Here is a 16,663-nt window from a genome sequence, read left to right on the forward strand (position 1 = left end):
CTCCTACTCGAAGTCCGGCTCGCGCTTCTCGACGAACGCCGCCATCCCTTCGCGCTGGTCCGGCGTGCCGAACAGCCCGCTCCAGGCCCGGCGTTCGACGGTGAGGCCGCCTTCGCCGCCCGTCTCGTGGAAGGCGTTGAGCGCCTCCTTGGCCGCGTAGAGCGCGTGGCGGGGTTTGGACGCGAGTTCCGCCGCCATCTCGTCGACATGGTCGTACAGTTCGTCGTGGGCGACGACTTCGCCGACCAGTCCGTGCTCGTGGGCGTCGGTGGCGTCGAGGCGCTCGCCGAAGAAGACCAAACGGCGCGCCACCTCGTCGGAGACGAGACGCTGGAGGAGCTGTGTCCCGCCCCACCCCGGAATGATGCCCAGGTCGATCTCCGTCTGCCCGATGATGGCCCGCTCGCTCGCGACGCGGAGGTCGCAGGCGAGGGAGAACTCGCAGCCGCCGCCGAAGGCGTAGCCGTTGATCGCCGCGATGGTGACACCCGGGAACTCCTGGAGGTTCCGGACGATGTTCTGCCCGCGCTCGGCGTACGCCAGGGCCTCGGGCGTCGAGAACTCCCGCATGTAGTCGATGTCGGCGCCGGCAATGAACGCATCGTCGCCGGCCCCCGTCAGGACCAGAACGCGCGCCGACTCGCGTTCTGCCTCCCTGATGGCGGCTTCGAGTTCCTCCAGCGTCTCGGGGTTCATCGCGTTCAGCGCGTCGGGGCGGTCGACCGTGAGGCGTGCGACACCATCGGAGATATCCAGCGTAACGGTGTTCCATGACATGCCCGGGCCGACGACAGCCAAGTGGTTAATCGTTCGGTTGGGGGCGGTTCCCATGCTTGGCCCGAGTCGAACCCCACGGGCGTCGCCCTCGCCCGCGACGGCCGTAGTCGAACGGAACACGCATATGGGAGACCCTCGAATCGCGGGGCGATGACGCTGTCAGCAGCAGAACGCGACCGACTGGCGGACATCGTCCGTCTCCAGCCGACGAAAAACAGCGAACTCCAGGAGCGCTGGGGGCTCGACAGCGGCAGCGAGGTCCACTCGTATCTCGAAGAGCATCTGAGTGACTACTACTACCGCAACGAGAACAGCTACATCTGCGCGACGCCCGAGGCGGCGGATATCACGGGCGTCGAACCAGGTCTTGAGGGTGGCGAGGACGGCCCACAGGTCATCCGCGTCCCCGAACTCGAAGCGCAGGTGTTCGCGGTCGTGGCGGGTCCCGATGACCGCTCCGAGAGCGTCGTGAGTGTCCTCCAGAAGGTGCGCGAGCGGTTCGACGCCGACCCCGATGTCGACGCGGTGCGGGAGGCGCTCCAAAGCCTGCGCCAGAAGGGCGTCGTCGACGTCGTCTACCGCACCGTGCCGACGTTCAAACTCGCCGTCGAGCGCGACAGCGTCGACGTCGAGACGCTGTAGTCAGCGGTGCCGGCGACGGCGACGCGCGAGCAGTCGCTGGATCGCCTTGCCCGGCCCGCCCTCGATGGGCCAGCCACGCGTGCGCCAGGCCGGCGGCTCCGGTGCGAACGACGGACAGGAGCCGGAACATTCCGCCGCCGTCTGGTGGCAGTCCTTCGCGTCACACCAGGGGACGAACGCACTCGCGCGCTCGCGGAGTTCGAACGACCGACAGTCGGGGCGCATCGTTTCGACGTACGACCGCCACCCGGCGCCGTAGGCCCGCTCCGCCAGCCGTAACCGTTTCTCGGCTTTCTCCGCTGCCGGCAGCGTGGTATCCGTCGTCGGGTCGAGGGTCGCGGGCAACCAGGTCACGTCGGCGTCGGGAATCGGGTGGTCGCCGTCGGCCGACAGCGCCAGCACGCCCGCCTCGACGGGGAGGTCTTCGAGCAGCGCGGGTTCGACCGTCTCGCCCGTCGCGGCGGTGGCGACCCACACCTCGTCGGCCAGCGCCGTCGACACGTCGTGGTCGAGTTGGTCGCCGAGGCGACGGGCCGCACTCGCCGACAGGTCGGGCTTGTTCTCGATGGCGACGATGCGGCGCACCCAGTCGGGGTAGGGCGCGACCTGCCGGATCTGAATGCGGTTGCCGTCGCGGCGCGTCTCGACGGCGCCCCGCGCGTCGGCCCGGTGGATCGCCTCGCGGACGTACCGCCAGGGGTAGCCCGGGTCGGGCAGCGCGTCGCGGTACCACGCCCACTCGTCGGAGGCGTTGCGGACGATATGCAGGCGGTCCGAGTCGAGCGTCTCCGCGCCGAAGGCGGCCCGGGCCGCGAGCCCCTCGGGGTCGGCCTCGACGACGACGGTGTCCCAGCGTCGCTTCCGGGTGCCGAGTTGGCGGGCGACGATCGGGACGGTGTCCGCCTCGCGGTGGGGTGGCCACGCGCGCTCGGCCCACCGGCAGGTGACGAGTTCGAAGCCGAACTCGGCGTCGCCTGGGAAGCCGGTCACACCCGTCGCTCCGCGACCGCGGGGCTAATGCGTGTCGGTGGCGGCCTACCCGAGATAGGTCCGTTCGCGGTCCGCTTCCTCCGCATCGACCTCGGTCACGAGGTCGTCGAGATAGTCGTGGGCGTCCTCGAGGATCTGGCGGGGGCCGTCCTGGGTGATCGTGTTGATCGCCTGGTCGTAGTCGCGCCACTGCAGGTCGCGGTGTTCGTTCGAGAGCTCGGCGCTCGCCTCGAACGACCGGGCGATGAACAGGTGGACCGTCTTGTGGATGGTGTTGCCGCCTGCCTCGAACACGTAGTCGTACTCCTCGCGAAAGCCGTCGATGAGCCGGAAGTCTTCGATGCCGGCCTCCTCGGTGACTTCTCTGATCGCAGTCTGCTGGAGTTCCTCGTCGCCTTCGACCCCGCCCTTGGGGAACTCCCAGTCCCCCGGTCGGCTCTTCAGGAGCAAGTACTCCCGATGGCCACGGGTGTCGCGGAAGAGGATGGCTCCAGCACTGGTCGCTTCAACCGTCATTACCCGCAGTAAGCGGTCATGGGTTATAGGGTCTTCGAGGGAGTGTAGGGGGCATCGGCCGTCCGCAGGGATTCTCGCCAAAATGGCCCGGCGAGAACCGCTCGACAGGTGTCACCCCCTATAATTCACACCACCGAACGGGCGTGACAGATCCGGATCGAGGCCGGCCGATGGAGAGATGCGTTTTTGCCCGTCGAGCGCGCAGGGATGAGTAACCGATGGCCTTCGTCACCAAACTCACGTTCCAGAGCGGGGACCGCGAAGCGCTGGAGTCGCTCGTCACCGACATCAAGCGGATGGTCGAGCGCAAGGGCGCCGAATGCAAGGGACCCCACTCCTCGCCGCCCGAGCGGTTCAGCGTCCCGCAGTATCGCACCCTCCAGCCGGGCGATCAGTTCACCCCCTGGGATTACACCGTCTACTCGCGCCGCCTCGAAATCCACGGCAACGACGATGTCGCCCGCCGTGTCGGTCACATGGAGTTCCCCGAGAGCGTCCACGTCGAAATCGAAGTCGACCGCAAGAAACCGCTCGGTCAGGGGAACACGTAGGCCGCGTTACAGCGGTAGCGAGGCGAAAGCCACCGTTCACGCCGCCGGATCGACGATCTCCAGCACTTCTCCCTGCCCGACCGCAGTCTCCGTATCGAACTCCGTCACCCGCAGTCGCACGCGTCGGTCGACGAGTCCCGGTTCCGCGTCCGGGAGCGTGATGATCGTATCGCCGATGCGCACGCGCGCCTCGCCGTCCTCGTAGCCCGTGACGAACGCCGTGAGTTCGTCGCCAGCGTCGTAGGTCGGTTTGTTCGTCCGGAACGACCACCCCGCGAGGAGTTTGCTGAGGGTCATACGCGCGCCACCTCCTCGCTCTGCCGGTCGGGGACGTATTCGAGGCCGTAGCCGCTCCACGCGGCGAGCAGGAACACGGCCACCAGGAACCACCCGTGGAAGACGTAGGGCCACACCGCCGCCGGGTTGACGAGCATCGCCTCGGTGAACCAGCCGAACTGGTCGGGGAGCTGTAACATTGCAGCGTATCCGGCCAGCACGCCACCGCCCCACGGGAAGATGTAGCCGAGCGCCGACGTGTTGGCGTCGAGGATGTTGGCCCGGCGGTAGCCGTTGATGTTGAACCGCTGGCCGAGCGTACGGATGAACGGCGCGATGGCGATTTCGGCCGCGGTGTTGATGGTGATAGTGGCGTTGACGATGGCCGTGCCGAGGACCATCGTCGTCTCCGCCCGCCGAACGGTCGTGGCGACGTGTTCGAGCAGCCACTCCTCGATGGCGGCGAAGCCACCGCCGGCCCGCATCACCTGCGCCGCGCCGACGATGAGGAGGACGAGGACGATGAGCGGGAAGAAGCCGACGGCGCCCGTATAGAGACTGCCGCCGACCGCGCTCGTCGCGTCGGGCGACACTTCGACGACGGCACCGATCAGGGGGAGGCCGTCGAGTGTCGCCGCGAGGCCCGACTCGGCCGAGGACCGGAAGACGAGCATCGCCGACGCGGGCGCGAGGCCGAGAACGAGGTTCAGAGCCGCGGAGACGAGCAGCCCCCACGAGATGGCCTCGATGATGTGCCGGCCCTGGATGGCGGTGCCAATGACGACGGCGATAGAGGCGAGGTGAACGAGACCGAGCGGGCCGACACTGGAGGCGGCTTCAGTGGTCACGTCGAGCGGCTCGCCCGCCATGGCGCTCCCGGCGACGAGGTAGCTCGCGAGCGCGAGCACCGCGGCGACGAGGGCGTATTTGAATCGCGAGGCGACGACGCCGCCGATGTCGGCGTCCTGTGTCACCGCGCTCACGATGGTCGTGTCGGAGACGGGCGCGAGGTTGTCGCCGAAGACGGCGCCCGAGAGGATGGCGCCGAACATGAGCACGGGGTCGGCGCCAAGCAGGATGCCGGCGGGGAAGACCAGGCTGGTGAAGGCGACGGCGGTGCCGTAGCCCGTGCCGATGCCCGTCGCCAGCAGGCCGGCAAAGAGGAAGGTGAGCGCCGGAAACAGCGCCGCGCCGACGTTCGCCGCGCTCGACGCCCACACGAGGCCGTCGACGAACCCGCCGGCCTGGATGGTTTCGGCGAACATGCCGGCCCAGAGCCAGGCCACGACGGCCGTCGCGGCCACCCGCTGGGTCATCCCCTCGAAGATGACATCGGCGTACGTCTTCCAGTCGCCGCGCACGAACAGCATGCCGACGATGAGCCCGACGAGCATGCCGACGACGAGGCCGGCGGTGTCGCCGATGCCGAGCAGCCCGCTCTGAACGATGGCCCAGACGACGAACACGGCGAGTGGGAGAGCGCTCATCGCGCGGCCGCCGTAGAAGTCGATTCGGGACGCGTCGGGTGGTGCCTCCGGTGGATCGTGGTCGCTCATCGCCCCTATGTCCGGGGGACGGCCGATTAAACCACTCGAAACGCGCCGCTCGCGCCCGACAACTTATCGTCTCCGCCGCGTATCGCTCCGGTATGAGTGCGGATGGTACCGACGAGTTGCTCGCACTGCGACGTGATCTCCACCGGCACCCCGAGCCTGCGTGGCGGGAGTTCTACACCACCGCCCGCCTCGTGGACGAACTCGAAACGCGGCCGCTCGACGAACTCCACGTGGGCCCCGAAGTGTTGGCCGCGGACCGCCGGGGTGTCCCCCCTGACGACGAACTCGACGACTGGGCGCAGCGGGCTATCGACGCCGGCGCGCGCGAGGACATGGTCGACCGCCTCCGCGGTGGCTACACCGGCCTCGTCGCCGTTCTCCGGCGTGGCGAGGGCCCGACCGTCGGCCTCCGTGTCGACATCGATGCCCTGCCTATCACCGAGGCCGACGACCCGGAGCACCGCCCCGCCGACGCCGGCTTCCGGTCCGAAAACGAGGGGTACATGCACGCCTGCGGCCACGACGCCCACGCGACCATCGGCGTCGGCGTCATCGACGCCATCGCCGAGAGCGACTTCCAGGGCACGCTCAAGGTGTTCTTCCAGCCGAGCGAGGAGGCCGTCTCGGGGGGCGAACCGATGGCCAAGGGCGGCCACCTCGACGATGTCGACTACCTGCTCGCGCTTCACGTTGGCCTCGACCACCCCACCGGCGAGGTGGTGGCCGGCGTCGACGGCTTCCTCGCGGTGAGTCACTTCGACGCGTCGTTCAGCGGCGACTCCGCCCACGCCGGCGGCCATCCAGAACGCGGGCGCAACGCGGTGCAGGCGATGGCCACCGCCGTCCAGAACCTCTACTCCATCCCACGCCACGACGACGGCGCGACGCGGATCAACGCCGGCCGCGTCGGCGGCGGCACCGCCTCGAACATCGTCCCCGAGGACGCCTTCATCGAGGGCGAGGTGCGGGGCGAGACCACCGAACTGATGGAGTACATGGACGACCACGCCCAGCGCATCCTCCGGTCGGCCGCCGACATGCACGACTGCGAGGTAGCGGTCGAATACGCGGGTCGAGCCCCGAGCGCCGAGAGCGATACGGAACTCGCCTCGCTCGTCGCCGCGGCCGCGGCGTCGACGCCCGGCGTCGATTCCATCCTCGACAGCGACGACCTGGGCGGCAGCGAAGACGCCACGTATCTCATGCGACACGTCCAGGAACGCGGCGGTCTCGCCACCTACGTCTGTGTCGGCACCGACCATCCCGGCGGCCACCACACGTCCGCCTTCGATGTCGACGAGGAGACGATCAGTATCGCCGTCGACGTGTTGTCCGGGACGATACGGACTCTCGACGACGACCCGGCCGGTATCGCGTGATACCGCCGGCTGTCCGTCACCAGCGCGAGTTGCCACCTGTGGGCGGCGACACCGTCGCCGGGACCTATTTGTTATACTGATTACATCTGGGCGTATGGCTGACAGCCCGCCACAGGTCTCCGATCCCGCGGCGTTCCAGCCCCGCTCGCTCGCGAAACAGGTCATCCTCTCGGTCGTCACGCTCTCCCTGTACTGCATCTACTGGGTTCACGTGACCCACAAACAGCTCGCCGCCGGGACCGACGCCGAGTTCAACCCTACCTTGCGGACGGTCGGGCTGTTCGTCCCGATATACAATCTGGTCGTCATGTGGAAAACGAGCCAGGACTGCGAAGCGGTGACCGATCAGGACGGCGTCGTCCTGTTCCTCCTCTGGTTGGTCTTCGTGCCAGCCTTCTGGTATCTGGTCCAGTCCGGGATCAACGACGTCGCGGAACGGGGCTGATCGGGCGGCGCTATAGGGCTTATCGTAACTGTCGATAGATTCTCGCCGACCCGTCACGGCGAGAATCTATGGTGACTTCCGATACTTCCGACTAGTACTTCGGCTCCGCGCCCGTCGTCTCGTAGACCCGTTCCATCAGCGAATCGCGGTTGCGCTGCCACGCGTCCAGCCCCGACGGATCGCTCGGATACGCGTCGTAGCGACCCATCAGTTCTTCCGCGAGCTGCTTCGTCCGGTAGAAATCCAGGATCGTCCCCCAGTAGCCGAAGCTCTTGACCGCGCTCTTGAGCTTCAGACCGAGCCCCATCGAGGTGGAGCCGGAGTAGAGCGCCTCGGCGAGTTTCTCGCCGGGGAGCGACGCCAGGAGTCCCATGAGATCGTCGACGTCCACCGCCGTCGAGAGCACGTTGTAGACGTCGAGGCCGGCGTACCGCGCGCCGAAGTGGTCCATGACGCGCTCGTTGTACTCCCAGAGCGCCGCCTCGGTGGGGCCGCCGTCGTCAAGGGCGTCGACGATGGCCTCGGCGGCGTAGGTGCCGGCGTAGGCCGCGCCCGCGATGCCGCCGCCGGTCGTCGGGTTGACGTGGCCGGCGGCGTCGCCGACGGCGACGAAGCCCGGCGCAACGGCCGAGTCGTAGGGGCGGCGGGTCGGCAGCGCCGCGCCGAGTTTGTCCGTCACTTCCGCGCCCGCGAACTCCGGACGGTTCTCCAGGTCCCGCCGCAGGTCGTGGACCAGTTTCATCGGCTCCTCGGTCATCTGGAAGCCGAGACCGACGTTGATGGTCGTGCTCGTCCGCGGGAAATACCAGAGGTAGCCCGCCGCGCGCTCGGTTGGCTTGAAGACGAGGGCGTCGTCCCACTCGACCGGTTCGGGCACCTCGACGATTTCGCGGTAGGCCGAACAGAACTGCGAGTAGGAGACGTTTGTGTCGAAGGTCGTCTCTCCGAGGTCGGCCTTGTCCTGCAGGATGGAGAGCGCGCCCGCCGCGTCGACGGTGACGCGCGCCTCGTAGGTGACGGGGTCGCCCTTCCGGATGCCGCGGACGCCGGTTACCTGGGCGCCGTCCTGTAACACGTCCTGCACGACGGTGTCGTAGTGGAAGTCGGCGCCGGCCCCCTCCGCGCCGTCGATGATGCGGCGGCCGTACTCCCAGCGGTCGATCACGGCGAGTTCGCCCGGCACCGGGATGTCGAGCACCGTGTCGTGGGCCGGGAGTTCGAACCGGCCGTGGTCGACGCCCGTGTTGGTGAACGAGGCTTCGATCTGCGATTTCGGGATGACATCGGGGAAGGCGTCGGCCCCCTTCAGGGCGTCGCCACACGCGATGTGGCCCGCCTCCGACTCGTCTTTCCGCTCGACGACGACGACATCGAGGCCGGCGCGAGCGGCGGTGGCCGCGGCGTAACAGCCGGCGGTCCCCGCGCCGACGACGACGACGTCGCACTCGTGGGTGGTCATTGGTGGGTGTCGCTCCCGCGGTGGCAAAACTCTTTATCCCTGTCCTGTCGTTCGGCGGTCGACGAAACGACTGACTGCCTACGACACCGCCTCGACGGCGTCCTCGATGACCGCCTCGACGGTCGCCACCAGGTCGTCGACGGCCTCGCTCTCGGCGTACAGGCGGACGTACGGCTCCGTCCCGCTCGGCCGGACCAGCACCCACGACCCGTCGGGGCGTTCGAGTCGCACCCCGTGGTCGGTGTCGACCGTCGCGTCCGGAAACGCCTCGGGGAGCGTCGTCCGTAGTCGCTCCATCGCCGCCGTCTTCGCCTCGTCCGGGCAGGACACACTCACCTTGCGGTACGGCCGTTCCGTCACCGGCGCACGCAGGGCGTCGAGGCCCTCGCTCGCGACGAACCGGGCGATCACTGCCGCGCTGACCACGCCGTCGATCCAGCCACCGAACGCCGGGTGGACGTGCTTCCAGGGTTCGGCGGCGAAGGCAACCGTTCCCTCACCCGCGCGGACCCGTGCGATGCCCTCGTGGAGCGCGCCGAGACGAACCCGCTCGACGCGACCCCCCGCCACGTCGACGCGCTCGTCGATCCGAGCGGAGGCGTTGGGCGTCGTCACCACCACCGGATCGGCGGCGTCGCTCGCGCGGACGTACCGCTCGGCGACGATGGCCAGCACGGTGTCCTCGTGGACCACCTCGCCGTCGGCGTCGACGATGACGATGCGGTCGGCGTCGCCGTCGTGACCGATACCGAGCGCCGCGTCGCCGTCGGCGACGAACCGTCGGAGGTGCGTCAGCGAGTCGGGCGTGGGCTTGCTCCCGCGCCCCGGGAAGTGGCCGTCGACGTTGGCGTGCAGCGTCGTGACGCTCGCGCCGAGTTCCCGCAACACCGCGGGCGTCGCCAGCGCCGCCATCCCGTTCCCGCAGTCGACGACGATATCGAGTCCCGCGAGCGGGGCGCCGTAGTTCTCGGCGTACGCCACCACCGCGTCGCGGTAGGCGCCGAGCACCGACTCCTCGCGGCGGTCACCCCACGCGTCCCAGGCGACGGGATCGGCGCCATCGGCCACGCCGCGTTCGATTTCGCGCTCCTCGTCGCGGTCGTACTCGACGCCGTCGACGAAGCATTTGATCCCGTTGTCGCCCGGCGGGTTGTGTGAGGCGGTGAGCATCACGCCGCGGCGCCCCTGCGAGGCGAAGGCCAGCGCCGGCGTCGGCACGACGCCGACCCGCCGTACCGACGCCCCACCGGAGAGGACGCCCGCCTCGACGGCCGACGCCAGTCCCTCGCCCGTCGTCCGTCCGTCGCGGCCGACCACGACGTCGCCCGTCGCCGTCCGGCCGACTGCCCGTCCGACCGCCACCGCGAGTTCCGGCGTCACCGCGTGCTCGACGCTGCCGCGGATGCCTGCCGTCCCGAACAGATCCATACCGGTCCTCCGGCGCCCACCGGTTTGTATCGGTCGGTGGCGGCAGCCGACAGGCTCATCGGCGACGCGCCGAAACGGCCGGCAGGATGCGTCCGATTCCGCGTCGCGGCATCGCCATCGCCCTCTTGCTCGCCCTCCTCGGCGGCCTCTGTGTGCAGTACGGCGCGTTGACGCCGGCGCCCGAATCCCACCGTTATCCCGGTAACGGCCACGTCGCCAGCGGCGATGTTGCGCCGGGGGACCGGGTCGTCCTCGCGGGCACCGTCCGCTCCGTCGACGGTGAGCGGGCCATTATCGAACTCGACGACGGTCCTCCAATCGTCGTTCGCGAACTCCGCGACGGGGCCGTCGGTGACGCCACGCCGACGCCGGGCGACGACGTGTGGTTCGCTGGCGTCGTGCGCCCCGATGGCTCGGTCACCGTCGAGCGCGCACTCGTCCGCGCGCCGTGGGAAATCACGTATCTCTACAGCGTGTCCGCGCTCGGCGCGCTCCTGTTACTCGTGCGTTTCGTTCGGACCTGGCGGTTCGACACCGACCACGTTCGGTTCGTCCCGCGGGAGGGCAAGGGTGGCTGATCTGCTGACGCACGTCCTCGTCGCGTACGTGCTCGCGACCCTGCTGTCCCTGCGCGACGAACGCGTCACCCCCGCGGCGGTGACGCTGGCGATGGTCGGCGCGGCGGTTCCCGATTTCAACCGCCTCGACCTGCTCGTGAGCGACGAGGCGATAGCGACGGAGCTCGGTCTCCCCTTCTCGTGGAAGGCGTTGCTTACCGTCGGCGGCGTCGCCGTCGTCCTCATCATCGGGACCCTCTTGGTGGCGCCGCGATACCGTCGTCAGCTCGCCGCTATGGGCGGCCTGGGCGCCGCGTCGCATTTCGCGCTCGACTATCTCCTCCTGTTTCCGTCCGGCTACACCCACCCCTACCTCTGGCCGCTCACCGATCACGCGCTTCCGGGGCCGAATTTCTACGTGAGTTCGGCGCGGTGGCCCGCGGCCGTCGCCGTCGTCATTGCCACTCTCATCGCTGTCGTCCACCGACAGGACGACTGAATTTCCGTCACCAACGCTCCGTCTCAGATGTACGGATTATCCGGGAGGTCGACGATGTCGTAGTCGGCTTCCGAGAGCCCATTCCGAACCGGTTCAGGGGGCTCCGATTTGAAGATCGCGGCAGTGAGTAGGCTGTGGTTCATGAACCCGAACCGACAGAGCAACCCCTTGATCGTGAGCCAGCGTCGAACTTTCCGTTGGAGTGGACCGTCCTCGCTCAGTTGTTCGTCCTCGACGCCGGACACGTACACGTCGTTGATCCCCTTGAACGCAACCGTGTCGTAGTTCAGGCCGAGAGCGGCTTTCTCCATCTCACGGCGGGAGAGGGTGTACTTATAGTTTCCAGACTCCTCGAACTCGAACCGTCCCGGGCCGATACTCCTGTCTGCGAGCCCGGCTGCTGCATCCAATAGTTTCTTTCCGAGCGGTGCGTTAATAAATGAGTCGCTGGGTTCGATCAGGACGACTCCTTTTCGAGCAACCCGAAGCATCTCGTAGAGCGCGAGCATCGGCCTCGGGAAATGGTGGTACGACTCCTTGCAGAACACGTAATCGAAGGATCCGTCGTCGAAAGACAGGGCCTCGGCGTTCTCCTGTTGGTACTCCGGTATCAGCCCCATTTCTTCCGCTTCAGCCAACAACTCGGTCGAGATGTCCGTCGGCAGCGCCTCACAGCCGTGGTTGAGGATGTATTGGGCTTCCATTCCGAAACGACCGTCGCCGATGGTGAGCCACCGGGCATCGGGGTCGGCTTCGAGAATCGGGTCCAGGGTCCGGTACATCCGCTGATGTCGCCACGCGTCGACCGACCCGTCGTTCAGCCACTCCTCTGCCTTATCATCAGCCTGTTCACTATCGTAGTGGTCTTGGTGGCGCTCGTAGCTCGTTTCGTGGAAGCCCTGATCGGAAGCCATCCTATCGTATGTGTTGGAAGACGTGGATAAGCATTTCCGGACCTCGCTCGCTGGGAACGAGCGTGCCGATATCGGTCTCTACCGCGTGACCCATCGTGAACCAGACCTCTCGGTACGACTGATAACCTAGTCGTTAGACTCCGTCAGTCCGAGATGAACTGATTGTCCCGCCAGTTGACGCCGTTTTTCTCGGCCTGGGACTGGCTGGGGTTCTCGACGACTTCGACCGACGCGGGTCGGTCCTCGCCCTCGACGATGCGGGTGGCCTTGAGTTCGTCGTCCTCCTCGACGATGGCCGTCAGCGTCCCCTTCTCGCACATCCGGGCGATGTCCTGCAGCACGAGGAACATGGGGTACTGGAGCGCGGTGTTCTGGAGCACCGTCTCGCGGTCGCCCTTGAAGCAGGCGAACTCGACGAGCTCCGACGGGATCTCCTCTTCTTCCTCTTGCCACGGGCCGCCGGCCCGGGGCGGTTCCTCCTCGTACACCCGCGTCTCGGTGACGCTGGCTTTCAACTGGGCCGTCGGCGTGTACTTGCTCAGTTCGTCGTCTTCAGCGACGGCTTTGAGGATCAGCGTGTTGTTGCGTCGAGTGAGGTTGACGTCGTCGATCTCGGGGGGGAGGTCCGGGTCCCCCTCGAAATACTCTTGAACGTCTTCGAGTGGCAGTTCGAGCGTCGAATGGAGTCGATATACGCGGCCTGACATAGTTGGTTTCGGCGAAGGTGGCGCCACTACGCCCGTCTACCCCGTTGTAGGGGTCGTGTGCTTATATGGTCTACTGTTCTCGTTGGGCGACGAACACGTCGCGCGACAGCCGCTATCACTCGCCGGCGAGCGTCGCTTCGAGTTCGCCGCGCTCGTCGAGTTCCGCGAGCACGTCGCTCCCGCCGATGAACTCCCCTTCGACGTACGTCTGGGGCGTCGTCTCCCACCCGCTGTGGGATTCGAGCGCGTCGCGGAACTCGTCGATCGCCGGCAGCACGTCCACCGTCTCGAAGTCGTCGACGTACTGGTCGATGAGTTCGAGCGCGCGCTGTGAGTAGCCACACTGGGGCATCAACCGGTTGCCCTTCATGAACAGCACTACGTCGTTGTCCTCGATGGCCGCGTCGACACGCGTCTGTACGTCGTCGGCGTCGAGGTCGCTCCCGGGTTGGAACGTCATACAACAACGTAGGGGACCGCGGGTAAAAGGGGTTGCGCAAGCCCCGATCACGCCTACTCCGTTGTGTCGTCGACGCTGTCGGCGAGCGTCGCGGCCCGTCCCGTGTACGTCGCCGGCGTCAAGCGTCGGAGTTCCGCCCGCACCGACTCGTCCACGTCCAGGTCGTCGAACAGCGCGCGGAAGTCGTCGAGAGTCACGCGCTGGCCCCGCGTGAGTTCCTTCACCCGCTCGTAGGCCGCGGTGTCGCCCTCGCGGCGCAGGATGGTCTGGACTGCCTCGCCGATGACCTCGGGTGTCGCCTCCAACTCCTCGCGCATCACCGTCTCGTTCGGCACGACCTTCTCCAGTCCTGCCTCTGTCTTTCGGTAGGCGATGAGACAGTGGCCGAGCGCCGCGCCCATGTTCCGCTTGACCGTCGAGTCCGAGAGGTCACGCTGGAGGCGGGAGGTGGTGACGTAGTCGGCCAGGAACGTTAGATCGCTGTTGGCCTTCGAGAGGTTGCCCTCGCTGTTCTCGAAGTCGATGGGGTTCACCTTGTGGGGCATCGTCGACGACCCCGTCTCGCCTGCCACGGCTTCCTGCCCGAGATATCGGTCCGAGACGTAGAGCCAGGCGTCAAGATCCAGGTCGAGGAGGGCGTTGTTGACGCCGCGGATCGCGTCGAACAGCGCCGCGATGTCGTCACAGGGGTTCACCTGCGTCGACAGCGCCGTGTGATCGAGACCGAGATCCGTGACGAACTCGCGGGCGACCGTCTCCCAGTCCACGTCGGGGTAGGCCGCCACGTGGGCCGCGTAGGTGCCCGAGGCGCCGGCGAGTTTCCCCGACAGGTCGTCGGCCGCTTCGCGGGTCCGACCCATCGCCCGCCCGAGGCGGGCGGCGTACACCGCCATCTCCTTGCCGAACGTCGTCGGCGTCGCGGGTTGGCCATGGGTGCGCGCCAGCATCGGCGTGTCGCGATACTCCCGAGCCAGCGACGCCAGTTCGTCGCGTACGTCCGCCAACGCCGGCAGGAGTACCTCCTCGACGGCGGGTTTGAGCAGCAGGCGGTGCGCGAGGTTGTTCACGTCCTCGCTGGTCAGGCCGAAATGGATCCACGGGTGGAGCGACTCGTCGGTCCGAGTCCGGAGGAAATACTCCACCGCCTTGACGTCGTGGTTGGTCGCGGCGTAGCCCTCGGCCCCCTCCGTTTCCAGACGTTTGACGAGTCTGGCGTCGTCGGCGTCGAACGATTCGTAGCAGTCCCGGAGCGCCGCCCGGTCGTCGCCGTCGATGGCGATGGGCGTCGCGTCGAGATTGGCCAGCGCGAGCAGGTATTCGACTTCAACGCGGACGCGAGCGCGCATGAGCGCCGACTCGCTGGCGTAGGGTACCAGCGGTTCGGTGTATTTCGCGTACCGGCCATCGAGCGGCGAGACGGCCGCGAGCGGGTCGCTCCGTGGCAGATCGGTCATGTCCGGGAGTGCCCCGGGACGACGCAAAAGCGTACCGATACGGCGGACAGTGGTGTGTGACGAGAATCGGCGAATACTCCTAAGCTACTGCTGTGAACACCTCGAAAGCCGGGAGACCTTGGGTCACCCGAACTCACGGCGACGTTGTCGCCGTGAAAGCCCCGAGTCGCTGGAGTCGGGGGGCTCGCTGCGCGCGCTCGCTTCGGTCGCGTGCTTACGTCACCGGGAGAGCAAAGCTCTCCCGAGCTCACGGTGGCGGAGCCGCCGTGAACGCCCGCCTTCCTTCAACGACTCGCCCCTTTCAGTCCCGCCCGCATCGGCTGGCCGACCAGCCGTCGCTGGGTGGGCTTTCGAGGTGGACGCAAGCGTTCCACCGACAGTTCAGTCACATTCTACGCACAGTACATGGACTCAGCGAGTCGCAACTGTTTTTCCCTCGCGCGGGCCTCCCACGCATATGTTACGAATCGCGGGTCTCGCCGGCAATCGCGGACGGAACCTGCTGCACATCGCGGACCGAGCGCCCGGTGGCGCCGAGGTGGCGGTCGTCTGTACCGACGACGAGTCGGCGCCCGTGCTGTCGTCGGCCGCCGACCGCGGGATTCCGACCGAGGTGGTCGGACGCGGCGCCGACGAGTCCACAGCGGAGCACGAAGCGCGCCTCCGAGAGCGCCTGGACGACTACGAGTTCGACCTCGTCTGCATGGACGGCTACATGCGCGTCCTCTCCGGCGAGATGCTCGACGCGCTGCCGACGACGCTCAACGTCCACCCCTCGCTCTTACCCGCGTTCCGCGGCGAGGACGCCCACGAACAGGCGCTCGACGCCGGCGTCCGTACCACCGGCTGCACCGTCCACGTCGCGACGGAGGAACTCGATGCCGGCCCCATCGTCACCCAGGAAGCGGTGCCGGTGTACGAGGACGACGACGCCGACGACCTGAAACGCCGCGTCCTCCACGACGCGGAGTTCAAGGCCTACCCGCGCGCAGTGAAGTGGTTCGCCGAGGATCGCGTCACGGTGGATCGCGACGCCGACGAGGTGACCGTCGAGGGCGACGACGACGGCCAGTTCCCGACCCGTCGCGTCGTCTCCGATGACCGAACCCGGACGCTCCGCTACGGCGAGAACCCGCATCAGGAGGCGGCGCTCTACGCCGACGCCGCGAGCGACACCGCGAGCGTCGTTCACGCCCCGCAGTTGAACGAGGGCGCGAAGGCGCTGTCGTACAACAACTACAACGACGCCGACGCCGCCCTCGACCTGATTCGGGAGTTCGAGGACCCCGCCGCCGCGGTCATCAAACACACCAACCCGGCGGGGTGTGCGACCGCCGACTCGCTCGCCCAGGCCTACGACGACGCCCTCGCCACCGACGCCATGAGTGCCTTCGGCGGCATCGTCGCGCTCAACCGCCCCTGTGACGCCGCCACCGCCGACTCTATCGTCGAGTCGTTCAAGGAAGTCGTCGTCGCGCCGGGCTACACCGACGGCGCACTCGACGTACTCACCGACCAGGACAACCTCCGCGTCCTCGACATCGGGTCGCTGGGCGAGCGCACCGCGTCGCTGACCGAGAAACCGCTCGCGGGCGGCCGACTCGTCCAGGAGCGCGACGACTGGGCGCCGACCCGCGCGGATCTGGAAATCGTCACCGAACGCGACCCGACCGACGACGAAATCGAAACGATGCTGTTCGCGTGGCGCACGCTCAAACACGTCAAATCCAACGGTATCGTCTTCGCGACGGGGACGGAGACGGTGGGTATCGGCATGGGCCAGGTCAGTCGCGTCGACGCCGTCCGCCTGGCGGCGATGAAGGCCGACGAACACGCCGAGGGGAAATCCGCCGAGGGCGCCGTGATGGCCTCGGACGCCTTCTTCCCCTTCCCGGACGGCATCGAACAGGCCGCCGCGGCGGGCATCGAGGCCGTCATCCAGCCCGGTGGCTCCGTCAACGACGAGGACGTCATCGCCGCCGCCGACGACCACGGAATGGCGATGGCCTTTACCGGCAAGCGGACCTTCCGCCACGACTGACCAGGCGAGACA

General features: G+C 67.7%; 18 protein-coding genes. 7 read left to right on the forward strand and 11 right to left on the reverse strand.

Annotated features, from left to right (window positions below):
- Positions 1 to 3 precede the first annotated feature (3 nt).
- Positions 4 to 777, reverse strand: a complete 774-nt coding sequence (locus tag MXB53_RS07130) for an enoyl-CoA hydratase/isomerase family protein (protein WP_248896693.1) — start codon at positions 775 to 777, stop codon at positions 4 to 6.
- A gap of 150 nt (positions 778 to 927) precedes the next feature.
- Here MXB53_RS07130 and MXB53_RS07135 point away from each other — a divergent pair, with 150 nt between their 5' ends.
- Complete coding sequence (locus MXB53_RS07135; protein ID WP_248896694.1) at positions 928 to 1,419, forward strand: DUF5797 family protein; 492 nt, start codon at positions 928 to 930, stop codon at positions 1,417 to 1,419.
- Here the strand turns inward: MXB53_RS07135 and MXB53_RS07140 are convergent, their stop codons facing one another.
- Together MXB53_RS07140 and MXB53_RS07145 are read right to left on the reverse strand one after the other, a co-directional pair.
- Positions 1,420 to 2,409 carry a DUF5787 family protein gene (locus MXB53_RS07140; RefSeq protein WP_248896695.1) on the reverse strand — a complete coding sequence of 330 codons (990 nt, stop codon included), beginning with the start codon at positions 2,407 to 2,409 and terminating at the stop codon, positions 1,420 to 1,422. It lies immediately after the preceding gene.
- Between the two features lie 45 nt (positions 2,410 to 2,454).
- A complete protein-coding gene (locus MXB53_RS07145) occupies positions 2,455 to 2,925 on the reverse strand; it encodes a bis(5'-nucleosyl)-tetraphosphatase (RefSeq protein WP_248896696.1) in 471 nt (156 codons plus the stop codon).
- A gap of 218 nt (positions 2,926 to 3,143) precedes the next feature.
- On the opposite strand from MXB53_RS07145, the gene MXB53_RS07150 reads away from it, so the two are divergent.
- A complete protein-coding gene (locus tag MXB53_RS07150) occupies positions 3,144 to 3,476 on the forward strand; it encodes an uS10/mL48 family ribosomal protein (RefSeq protein WP_248896697.1) in 333 nt (110 codons plus the stop codon).
- A 36-nt stretch (positions 3,477 to 3,512) separates the two neighbouring features.
- Here the strand turns inward: MXB53_RS07150 and MXB53_RS07155 are convergent, their stop codons facing one another.
- Positions 3,513 to 3,773: a DUF7513 family protein gene (locus MXB53_RS07155; protein WP_248896698.1), complete on the reverse strand. Its 261-nt coding sequence runs from the start codon at positions 3,771 to 3,773 to the stop codon at positions 3,513 to 3,515.
- The gene (locus MXB53_RS07160) at positions 3,770 to 5,308 is read right to left on the reverse strand and encodes a Na+/H+ antiporter NhaC family protein (protein ID WP_248896699.1); all 1,539 of its coding nucleotides are present in this window, start codon (positions 5,306 to 5,308) and stop codon (positions 3,770 to 3,772) included. Before MXB53_RS07160 ends, MXB53_RS07155 begins: the two co-directional genes overlap by 4 nt.
- A 92-nt stretch (positions 5,309 to 5,400) precedes the next feature.
- Here MXB53_RS07160 and MXB53_RS07165 point away from each other — a divergent pair, with 92 nt between their 5' ends.
- On the forward strand, positions 5,401 to 6,687 hold the full coding sequence (locus MXB53_RS07165; RefSeq protein WP_248896700.1) for an amidohydrolase: 1,287 nt from the start codon (positions 5,401 to 5,403) through the stop codon (positions 6,685 to 6,687).
- Between the two features lie 94 nt (positions 6,688 to 6,781).
- The gene (locus tag MXB53_RS07170; RefSeq protein WP_248896701.1) at positions 6,782 to 7,132 is read left to right on the forward strand and encodes a DUF4234 domain-containing protein; all 351 of its coding nucleotides are present in this window, start codon (positions 6,782 to 6,784) and stop codon (positions 7,130 to 7,132) included.
- Between the two features lie 91 nt (positions 7,133 to 7,223).
- Here the strand turns inward: MXB53_RS07170 and MXB53_RS07175 are convergent, their stop codons facing one another.
- Both MXB53_RS07175 and MXB53_RS07180 read right to left on the reverse strand, forming a co-directional pair.
- Entirely contained in the window at positions 7,224 to 8,591 is a 1,368-nt protein-coding gene (locus tag MXB53_RS07175; RefSeq protein ID WP_248896702.1) for a geranylgeranyl reductase family protein, read from the reverse strand.
- Between the two features lie 78 nt (positions 8,592 to 8,669).
- Positions 8,670 to 10,019 (reverse strand): phosphohexomutase domain-containing protein, encoded by a 1,350-nt coding sequence (locus tag MXB53_RS07180; protein WP_248896703.1) that lies wholly within the window; start codon positions 10,017 to 10,019, stop codon positions 8,670 to 8,672.
- Between the two features lie 86 nt (positions 10,020 to 10,105).
- On the opposite strand from MXB53_RS07180, the gene MXB53_RS07185 reads away from it, so the two are divergent.
- Both MXB53_RS07185 and MXB53_RS07190 read left to right on the forward strand, forming a co-directional pair.
- Positions 10,106 to 10,597: an OB-like fold-containing membrane protein gene (locus MXB53_RS07185; protein WP_248896704.1), complete on the forward strand. Its 492-nt coding sequence runs from the start codon at positions 10,106 to 10,108 to the stop codon at positions 10,595 to 10,597.
- Positions 10,590 to 11,075, forward strand: a complete 486-nt coding sequence (locus MXB53_RS07190; RefSeq protein WP_248896705.1) for a metal-dependent hydrolase — start codon at positions 10,590 to 10,592, stop codon at positions 11,073 to 11,075. Before MXB53_RS07185 ends, MXB53_RS07190 begins: the two co-directional genes overlap by 8 nt.
- 23 nt (positions 11,076 to 11,098) lie before the next feature.
- Here MXB53_RS07190 and MXB53_RS07195 read toward each other — a convergent pair whose 3' ends face one another.
- From MXB53_RS07195 to purB, 4 genes are all read right to left on the reverse strand, one after another.
- The gene (locus tag MXB53_RS07195; protein WP_248896706.1) at positions 11,099 to 11,989 is read right to left on the reverse strand and encodes a class I SAM-dependent methyltransferase; all 891 of its coding nucleotides are present in this window, start codon (positions 11,987 to 11,989) and stop codon (positions 11,099 to 11,101) included.
- A 143-nt stretch (positions 11,990 to 12,132) separates the two neighbouring features.
- Positions 12,133 to 12,696: a DUF7110 family protein gene (locus MXB53_RS07200; protein WP_248896707.1), complete on the reverse strand. Its 564-nt coding sequence runs from the start codon at positions 12,694 to 12,696 to the stop codon at positions 12,133 to 12,135.
- Positions 12,697 to 12,811: 115 nt separating this feature from the next.
- A complete protein-coding gene (locus MXB53_RS07205) occupies positions 12,812 to 13,156 on the reverse strand; it encodes a glutaredoxin family protein (RefSeq protein ID WP_248896708.1) in 345 nt (114 codons plus the stop codon).
- 53 nt (positions 13,157 to 13,209) lie between these two features.
- Positions 13,210 to 14,610 (reverse strand): adenylosuccinate lyase, encoded by a 1,401-nt coding sequence (gene purB, locus MXB53_RS07210; protein WP_248896709.1) that lies wholly within the window; start codon positions 14,608 to 14,610, stop codon positions 13,210 to 13,212.
- Positions 14,611 to 15,067: 457 nt separating this feature from the next.
- On the opposite strand from purB, the gene purH reads away from it, so the two are divergent.
- On the forward strand, positions 15,068 to 16,651 hold the full coding sequence (purH, locus tag MXB53_RS07215; protein WP_248896710.1) for a bifunctional phosphoribosylaminoimidazolecarboxamide formyltransferase/IMP cyclohydrolase: 1,584 nt from the start codon (positions 15,068 to 15,070) through the stop codon (positions 16,649 to 16,651).
- Positions 16,652 to 16,663: the final 12 nt, after the last annotated feature.

The sequence above is a fragment of the Haloplanus sp. XH21 genome, from assembly GCF_023276355.1.
Classification (GTDB): Archaea; Halobacteriota; Halobacteria; order Halobacteriales; family Haloferacaceae; genus Haloplanus; species Haloplanus halobius.